Source organism: Duganella phyllosphaerae (genome assembly GCF_001758785.1).
Classification (GTDB): domain Bacteria; phylum Pseudomonadota; class Gammaproteobacteria; order Burkholderiales; family Burkholderiaceae_D; genus Rugamonas; species Rugamonas phyllosphaerae.
In genome coordinates this window covers 93,479-99,965 of record NZ_LROM01000059.1, presented here as the reverse complement: position 1 = coordinate 99,965, position 6,487 = coordinate 93,479, and the positions used below count along the sequence as shown (strand labels likewise).

Below are 6,487 nucleotides of genomic sequence, written 5' to 3'. Positions count from 1 at the left end.
CCACCCCGCACCCAGCCCGACGCCCCGCCGCCACCGCCGGAAGCCGTGTTGCCACCGAAAGTGGCGGAGCTGACCACCATTCCCGCCGAAGACAAGGTCTCGCGCATGGTGCAATCGTGGGAGCTGGACCGTTCGGCCAAGCGCGGCGTGTTCAATTTCCGTCCGCACCGCGACAGCTACCTGCTGCTGGCCAACTACAGCAGCGGCAATAACGACCAGCCGTTCCAGGAATTCTCGCCTGATGGCCTGAAGGCGCAGCACGTGGAACTGATGTACCAGATCAGCTTCAAGATGAAAATGATCGAGCAGGCGTTCGGCTATCCGATCGATTTATGGTTCGGCTATACGCAGGAAAGCTTCTGGCAGGCCTATAACCGGTCCGAGTCGAGCCCGTTCCGTGAAACCAATTACCAGCCCGAACTGATGGTCACCACGCCGCTGGCGCTCAATCTCGGCGGCGTCGATGTGCGTTTCCTGACCCTGGGCATGGTGCACCAGTCCAACGGCCAGACGTCCACGCTGTCGCGCAGCTGGAACCGGATTTACGCCCAGATCGGCGCAGAAAAAGGCAACTTCGCGGTCAACTTCCGCCTGTGGAAGCGTCTCGACAACTCCCGCTCTGACAATGACAACATCGACATCACCGACTACCTCGGCCATGGCGACATCAATGCCAGCTACCGCTGGGACGGCCACGAGATTTCGGTACTGGCGCGCCGCAACCTGCACACCAACCACGGCGCGCTGCAAGTGGGCTGGGCGTTCCCGGTCGCCGCCAACCTGAAGGGCTATGTGCAGGGCTTCAGCGGCTACGGCCAGAGCCTGATCGACTACAACTACGCGCAGAAGTCGATCGGCGCAGGCGTCAAGGTCGATTTCTAGGCTAGCGGCGCACGCCGCCACCGAGGATGCGCGCCGGCAGCATGACCACGGCGCGCAGCAGCTCGAACACGCCCTCCACGCCGATGCCGATCAGGCGAAATGGCAGCGTGAGCAGCCAGCACAGCGGATAGGCTACCAGCGCCAGCAAGGCGAGCGGCCAGCAGACCAGCAGCAAGACCAGCCACAGCAAAAAGGTGAACATGTAAAACTCCCGGATCGGTGTCGATGGTGACACTGTAGTGACCGGGAGTTTTTGCTGCAACGATGGTGCGACCAGTTGCAGTCAGGCGGGGATAAAACGGGGAAAACGACGGACAAGCGGCAAATAAAGAGCCAAATCGTCGGCAGACAGATTACTGGCCGACACAGATGATCTTGGTGATGTACTCGTGCGCATTCGGCTTTTTCTTGGCCGACCACGCAATCGCCTCGTTGGCCTGGTCGATGGTCAGCACCGAGGCCTTTTCCTTCGATTTGATGAACGAGACGCCCTCGAAGGCGCCTTCCTTGCTGCGCATCACCTTGGCAAACACCGGCGGCTTGGTGTCGCCGTCGGCGATCTTGTTTTGCTGGACGAGGTAGCGCTGGTCGATCTGTTCCATCTTCTTCAACTTAAAAATGTAAAAGCGGCAGTATACGCTGTTCCCGCCCAGGGAACACTACGACATCAGGCAAATGCCGGCATCTTGACCAGCGGCTGCGCCGCCGCCTCAAAAACCAGCTCGGCCTTGAGCGACGCTTCCAGCGACGGAATCGACCCGCCGGCGCGGTACTGGAAGCTCACTTCCAGCACATCGCCCTCGCGAACCTTGACCGGCACCGCCAGCGGCAAGGTCATGTAGTGATTGAGCCAGTCGATCGTGGTGCCCCGTTCCTGCACCACGGCCAGCACGTTCTTGGTGACAAAGCGCATGGCGTTGATCTCGCCGGTACGCTCCACCACGAACTTGCCCTGCCATGCGTACGACAACTGGCAGGGCTGGCTGAAGTCGATGATGTTGTACACGGCCGGGTGGGCCATTTCCACCGTGCCCGGGTACACCGCCTGGGTTTCCTGGAATTGCACGATCGGCGCATAAAAGCCTTCGAAATCGTATTCCTGCTGCAACGGCTGCACCGCCATGATCACTGCCTCGGGCAGGAACACCGGCAGCGGGCCGCCGAAGCGCTCCAGGTAGCGGCGCTTGAACGATTCGATCACTTCCACCTGTTTTTCACGCAGCATGGCCACGTGGATCATTTCGCAGATCACCACATCGACCGGCTCGGGCGGCAGGTATTCGAAGGCGTCGGCATGGATCACTTCCACCTTCTCGCCATTGGGGTTGAGCGCCAGCATCTTGCGGGCCTCGCGCACCATGTCCGGATTGAACTCGACGCAATACACCTTGGCTGCCTTGGCTGCCGCAAACCACGACAGCACGCCGGTGCCGCCACCGAGCTCGAGCACCTTGGCGCCAGGCCGGACCGCGTAATCGATCGCCGACTTGAAGCCATGCATGCGGTTTTGGTCCATCAGCATATTGTGATGGTAGTGAACTGGTATGAATTGCCCCAGGTAGCAGCTTTCGATCTCGCGTTCGTTCAGCATGGATGTCCTCTTGGCTATAAATCGCACTGTCTCTGGATGCAATGCGCATGGGCTCATTATCAAGAATTTCTCTTCGACATGATGTTAAGAGATGGACAGGAAATACCCGTCAATTCTCCCCATCGAGCTCGGGTTTAAATCACGTGCCAACTTACTTTTTAGTCACCATTACCGTATACTTTGCTCTGCTTCCAGGGAGATCGTCATGTCGGTGCAGCAACGCAACAACGTCCATTGCCACGGTGATGGGGACCACACCATCATGTTTGTGCACGGCTATGGCTGCGACCAGACCATGTGGCGTTTTATCCACCCCGCTTACAGCCGCCGTTACAGGATCATCCTGCTGGACCTGACCGGCAGCGGCGCATCGGACTTGTCTGCCTACGACCGCGCCAAGTATGCCGACCTGCACGGTCATGCCGAAGACATGCTTGAGATTATCGAACTCTACGCGAAAGGCAAGGTGATTTTCGTCGGCCACTCGGTGAGCGCCATGATCGGCCTGCTGGCATCGATCCAGCGCCCGGAATGCTTTGCCGCCCAGGTGATGGTCGGGCCGTCGCCCAGCTTTATCAACGATGGCGATTACGTCGGCGGTTTCAACGCGGAAGACATCGACCAGCTGCTCAAGCTCATCGACGACAATTACCTGGCCTGGACCCGGCACATGGCGCCGGCCATCATGGGCGCGCCCAACCAGCCGCATCTCACGCGCGAGCTGCTCACCCGCTTCGAGCAGAACGATCCCGAGATCGCCCGCCACTTCGCCCGCGTGACGTTTACCGCCAACCACCGCGACGACCTGGCCAAATCGACGATACCGTCACTGGTCCTGCAATGCAGCGACGACCTGGTGGCGCCGCGCGAGGTGGGCGATTACTTGCGCCACCACCTGCCACACGCCACCGTGAAGGTGATCGGCAATGTCGGCCACTGCCCGCACCTGAGCTCGCCCGAAGACAGTTCGGGCTACATCGATGCGTTCCTGCAGCAGATCGGCTATTGACGTTTGCTTTGGGCAGCCAGGTGGGCGTCGATGGCCTTGGCGATCCACGGCTTGTCGGCCTTGAGCGCAAAGCCCGAGGCAGTCATGTGGAAGCCGCCATCCTTGAGCGCGGCATTGGCGCCGCGTGCGAGCAGCACTTTTACGGCATCTTCCTGGCCTTCGCGCGCGGCCATCATCAACGGCGTCATGCCCGATGGCGATTCGGCGTCGATGGCGGCCTTGTGGTCGAGCAGAAAGTTGGTGACCTCCACGCTGCCGCCCGCCGCCGCGTAGTGCAAGGCGCTCCAGCCGGGCTGATTGATCCTGGCGCCACGCCGTATGATGTCTGCCACCAGCGCCAAGTTCTTGCGGTACGCCGCCATCATCAGGGCCGTGTTGCCGTTGGGTGCCTTGGCTTCGAGGTCGATGCCTTTCTGGTCCATCAATATCGCGGCGGCAGCGTTGGCATCATTGCGGATCGCCACGATCAATGCTGTTTCGCCACCCAGGTCGCGGGCGTTGGGATTGACGCCGGCCGCCAGCGATTTCTTGACGCTGGCCGCGCGGTCCTGCTCTACCGCGCGGAACAGGTCAACTTCCGCCGGCGGCAAGGCTGCAGCCAGCGCAGCGCCGGAAAGCATCAAGGCCAGGCTGGCTATCAGCCATTGGTGACGTAATGGTTTCATCAGGCGGCTTTCTCGACGTTGAACAGTTTGAAGAAATTGGCCGAGGTCTGTGCTGCCACTTCCTCCACCGGAATGCCTTTGAGCCTGGCGATGTATTCGCCCACGTGGGCGACATAACCCGGCTCGTTGGTGCGGCCGCGGAAAGGCACCGGCGCCAAATACGGCGAGTCGGTCTCGATCAGCATGCGTTCGAGCGGCACCTCCAGCGCCACGGCCTGCAACTCCTTGGCGCTTTTGAAGGTGACGATGCCCGAGAACGAAATATAAAAGCCCAGCTCGATGGCTGCGCGCGCCACTTCCAGCGACTCGGTAAAGCAGTGCATCACGCCGGCCACGCCGCCGGCTTCCGGTGCGGCGCCCTCCTCGCGCAGGATGCGGATGGTGTCTTCGCTGGCGCTGCGGGTGTGGATGATCAGGGGCTTGCGGGTAATGCGCGAGGCGCGGATATGGGTGCGGAAGCGCTCGCGCTGCCATTCCAGGTCGCCTTCCAGGCGATAGTAGTCGAGGCCGGTCTCGCCGATGGCGATGATCTTCGGATCGTCGGCCAGTTCGACCAGCTGTTCGACGGTCGGTTCGGGCGTGTCTTCATAGTCGGGATGGACGCCGACCGACGCATAGATGTGCGGATACTGGTGGGCCAGCGCCAGCACTTGCGGAAAGTCCGGCAGGTCGACCGACACGCACAAGGCGTGCGTAACATTGTTCTCCGCCATCTTGGCGAGAATCTCGGGCATTCGAGCAGCCAGCTCGGGGAAATTGATGTGGCAGTGGGAATCGATATACATGGTGCGATTGTAACGCTTATACCGCTACCGCCGCTACAAGGTGTGGGTGGCGCGGGCCGAGCGCAGCGCCGGCCCCAGGATATCTTCGATGCGCTGGCGCAGCTTCTGGCCGCCTTCGTCGTCGGGAAAGTGGATGCCCACGCCTTGCGCCTTGTCGTGGTGGGCGCCCGCCGGCGTGATCCAGGCGACACGGCCGGCCACCTGGTATTTGTCGGGCTCGTCCATGAGGGTCAGCAGCAGGAACAGCTCGTCGCCGAGCTTGTACTGCTGCCGGGTGGCGATGAACAGGCCGCCATGCTTGAGGAAAGGCATGTAGGCGGCGTACAGCGCAGCCTTCTCGCGGATCGCCAGCGACACGACCGTCGGCCGGCCGGGCAAGCTTGGCGCGGCGGTGGTGTCGAAATGGCTGTCAGCGGACATGTATGACCTCGGGTTGGGGTATCAATTGGTGCAGGCAGCGGTATAGTCGAGCAACATATCCTCCAAAAACAGCTTGGGCGACAACGGGTGGTCCGAGGTGGCGCGGCGGTCGTTGACCGCCTTGATCAACGCCAGCAGCCGGCTGATGTGGATCTTGTCGGCCAGGCTGCCCAGTTCGCGCTGGTAGCGTGGATAGTAACGCACCTTGCCCGCAAGCTTGAGCGCACACACATCATACAACCAGCGCTGCAACCACGATACCTGCGCCGTGAGCGGCACTTTCTGCAGCTTGTCGGCCACCTTCAGGGCGCCTTCCACGCTGGGGCGCGCCAGCAGCTGCAGCAGGATTTCGAGGTCGTCGCGGTTGCCCGACTCGGCCTGGGCCATGGCCGCCAGCGGCGCACCGCCCTGTTCGCGCAGCCAGCTGTCGGCGTCGGGCACGCTCTGCTGCTTGAGCCAGGCCAGCGCCTGCTCGTGCGACGGCATCGGCATCGCAAACTTGCGGCAGCGCGACAGGATGGTTGGCAACAGGCGGTCGAGACTGTTGGACGCCAGCAAGAACACGGTGCCCGGCGGCGGCTCTTCCAGGGTTTTCAGCAACGCATTCGAGGCTGGCATGTTGAGCGCTTCGGCCGGGTACAGCACCACCACGCGCAGGCCGGCGCGGTGGGTGGAGACGTTCATGAAGTCGGCCAGGTTGCGGATCTGCTCGATCTTGATTTCTTTTGATGGCGTCTTGCTGGACTTGGCAGCTTTCTTGCCATCGCCCTCGCCTTCTTCGCCTTCGGACGGTTCGTCTTCCAGCGCTTCGGGCCGCACCCGGCGGTAATCGGGATGGTTGCCCTGGGCGAACCAGCCGCACGAGGCGCACTGTCCGCAGGCGTGGCCGTCCGGGCGCACCGCCTCGCACAGCAAGCCCTGGGCGAAACGCTCGATGAAGTCGGCCTTGCCGATGCCGGCCGCGCCATGGAACAGGATCGCGTGCGGCAGGCGCTGGCGCAATTGCTGTAATTGTTGCCAGGATTCTTGCTGCCAGGGATAAATGGAGTCGCTCATTCTTAGTATTGTGTTTTAAATCGTCAGCGATTGTAAACCACGGCCAGCCGAATTCTTACTTTCTCATAGGCAAAATGGT

At 61.5% G+C, this 6,487-nt stretch carries 9 protein-coding genes; 2 read left to right on the top strand and 7 right to left on the bottom strand.

Annotation, left to right across the window (positions count from 1 at the left end):
• Positions 1-882, top strand: an 882-nt coding sequence (locus DUPY_RS06095) for a phospholipase A (RefSeq protein ID WP_070246938.1), incomplete at its 5' end; no start/stop codon positions are given.
• A 1-nt stretch (position 883) separates the two neighbouring features.
• Here DUPY_RS06095 and DUPY_RS06090 read toward each other — a convergent pair.
• The 3 genes from DUPY_RS06090 to DUPY_RS06080 all read right to left on the bottom strand — a co-directional run bounded on the left by DUPY_RS06090 (position 884) and on the right by DUPY_RS06080 (position 2,473).
• Complete coding sequence (locus DUPY_RS06090) at positions 884-1,084, bottom strand: hypothetical protein (protein WP_070246937.1); 201 nt, start codon at positions 1,082-1,084, stop codon at positions 884-886.
• 151 nt (positions 1,085-1,235) lie between these two features.
• Positions 1,236-1,484 carry a hypothetical protein gene (locus DUPY_RS06085; protein ID WP_070246936.1) on the bottom strand — a complete coding sequence of 83 codons (249 nt, stop codon included), beginning with the start codon at positions 1,482-1,484 and terminating at the stop codon, positions 1,236-1,238.
• Between the two features lie 65 nt (positions 1,485-1,549).
• Positions 1,550-2,473 carry a class I SAM-dependent methyltransferase gene (locus DUPY_RS06080; protein WP_070246935.1) on the bottom strand — a complete coding sequence of 308 codons (924 nt, stop codon included), beginning with the start codon at positions 2,471-2,473 and terminating at the stop codon, positions 1,550-1,552.
• Positions 2,474-2,678: 205 nt separating this feature from the next.
• Here DUPY_RS06080 and DUPY_RS06075 point away from each other — a divergent pair, with 205 nt between their 5' ends.
• On the top strand, positions 2,679-3,482 hold the full coding sequence (locus DUPY_RS06075; protein WP_070246934.1) for an alpha/beta fold hydrolase: 804 nt from the start codon (positions 2,679-2,681) through the stop codon (positions 3,480-3,482).
• On the opposite strand, the gene DUPY_RS06070 is transcribed toward DUPY_RS06075, so the two are convergent.
• From DUPY_RS06070 to DUPY_RS06055, 4 genes are read right to left on the bottom strand one after another with little or no spacing between them, the layout of a single operon-like run.
• Positions 3,476-4,147 (bottom strand): ankyrin repeat domain-containing protein, encoded by a 672-nt coding sequence (locus DUPY_RS06070; protein WP_070246933.1) that lies wholly within the window; start codon positions 4,145-4,147, stop codon positions 3,476-3,478. The genes DUPY_RS06075 and DUPY_RS06070 overlap by 7 nt on opposite strands.
• On the bottom strand, positions 4,147-4,932 hold the full coding sequence (locus DUPY_RS06065) for a TatD family hydrolase (protein WP_070246932.1): 786 nt from the start codon (positions 4,930-4,932) through the stop codon (positions 4,147-4,149). Before DUPY_RS06065 ends, DUPY_RS06070 begins: the two co-directional genes overlap by 1 nt.
• Positions 4,933-4,965: 33 nt before the next feature.
• Entirely contained in the window at positions 4,966-5,352 is a 387-nt protein-coding gene (locus DUPY_RS06060; RefSeq protein ID WP_070246931.1) for a PilZ domain-containing protein, read from the bottom strand.
• Between the two features lie 21 nt (positions 5,353-5,373).
• On the bottom strand, positions 5,374-6,408 hold the full coding sequence (locus tag DUPY_RS06055; RefSeq protein WP_070246930.1) for a DNA polymerase III subunit delta': 1,035 nt from the start codon (positions 6,406-6,408) through the stop codon (positions 5,374-5,376).
• Between the last annotated feature and the right edge of the window lie 79 nt (positions 6,409-6,487).

Bases quoted from the DNA above. Each gene is read 5' to 3' on its own strand.
- DUPY_RS06065 (WP_070246932.1), bottom strand. From the start codon at position 4,932: ATGTATATCGATTCCCACTGCCACATCAATTTCCCCGAGCTGGCTGCT.
- DUPY_RS06055 (WP_070246930.1), bottom strand. From the start codon at position 6,408: ATGAGCGACTCCATTTATCCCTGGCAGCAAGAATCCTGGCAACAATTA.
- DUPY_RS06085 (WP_070246936.1), bottom strand. From the start codon at position 1,484: ATGGAACAGATCGACCAGCGCTACCTCGTCCAGCAAAACAAGATCGCC.
- DUPY_RS06090 (WP_070246937.1), bottom strand. From the start codon at position 1,084: ATGTTCACCTTTTTGCTGTGGCTGGTCTTGCTGCTGGTCTGCTGGCCG.
- DUPY_RS06075 (WP_070246934.1), top strand. From the start codon at position 2,679: ATGTCGGTGCAGCAACGCAACAACGTCCATTGCCACGGTGATGGGGAC.
- DUPY_RS06070 (WP_070246933.1), bottom strand. From the start codon at position 4,147: ATGAAACCATTACGTCACCAATGGCTGATAGCCAGCCTGGCCTTGATG.
- DUPY_RS06080 (WP_070246935.1), bottom strand. From the start codon at position 2,473: ATGCTGAACGAACGCGAGATCGAAAGCTGCTACCTGGGGCAATTCATA.
- DUPY_RS06060 (WP_070246931.1), bottom strand. From the start codon at position 5,352: ATGTCCGCTGACAGCCATTTCGACACCACCGCCGCGCCAAGCTTGCCC.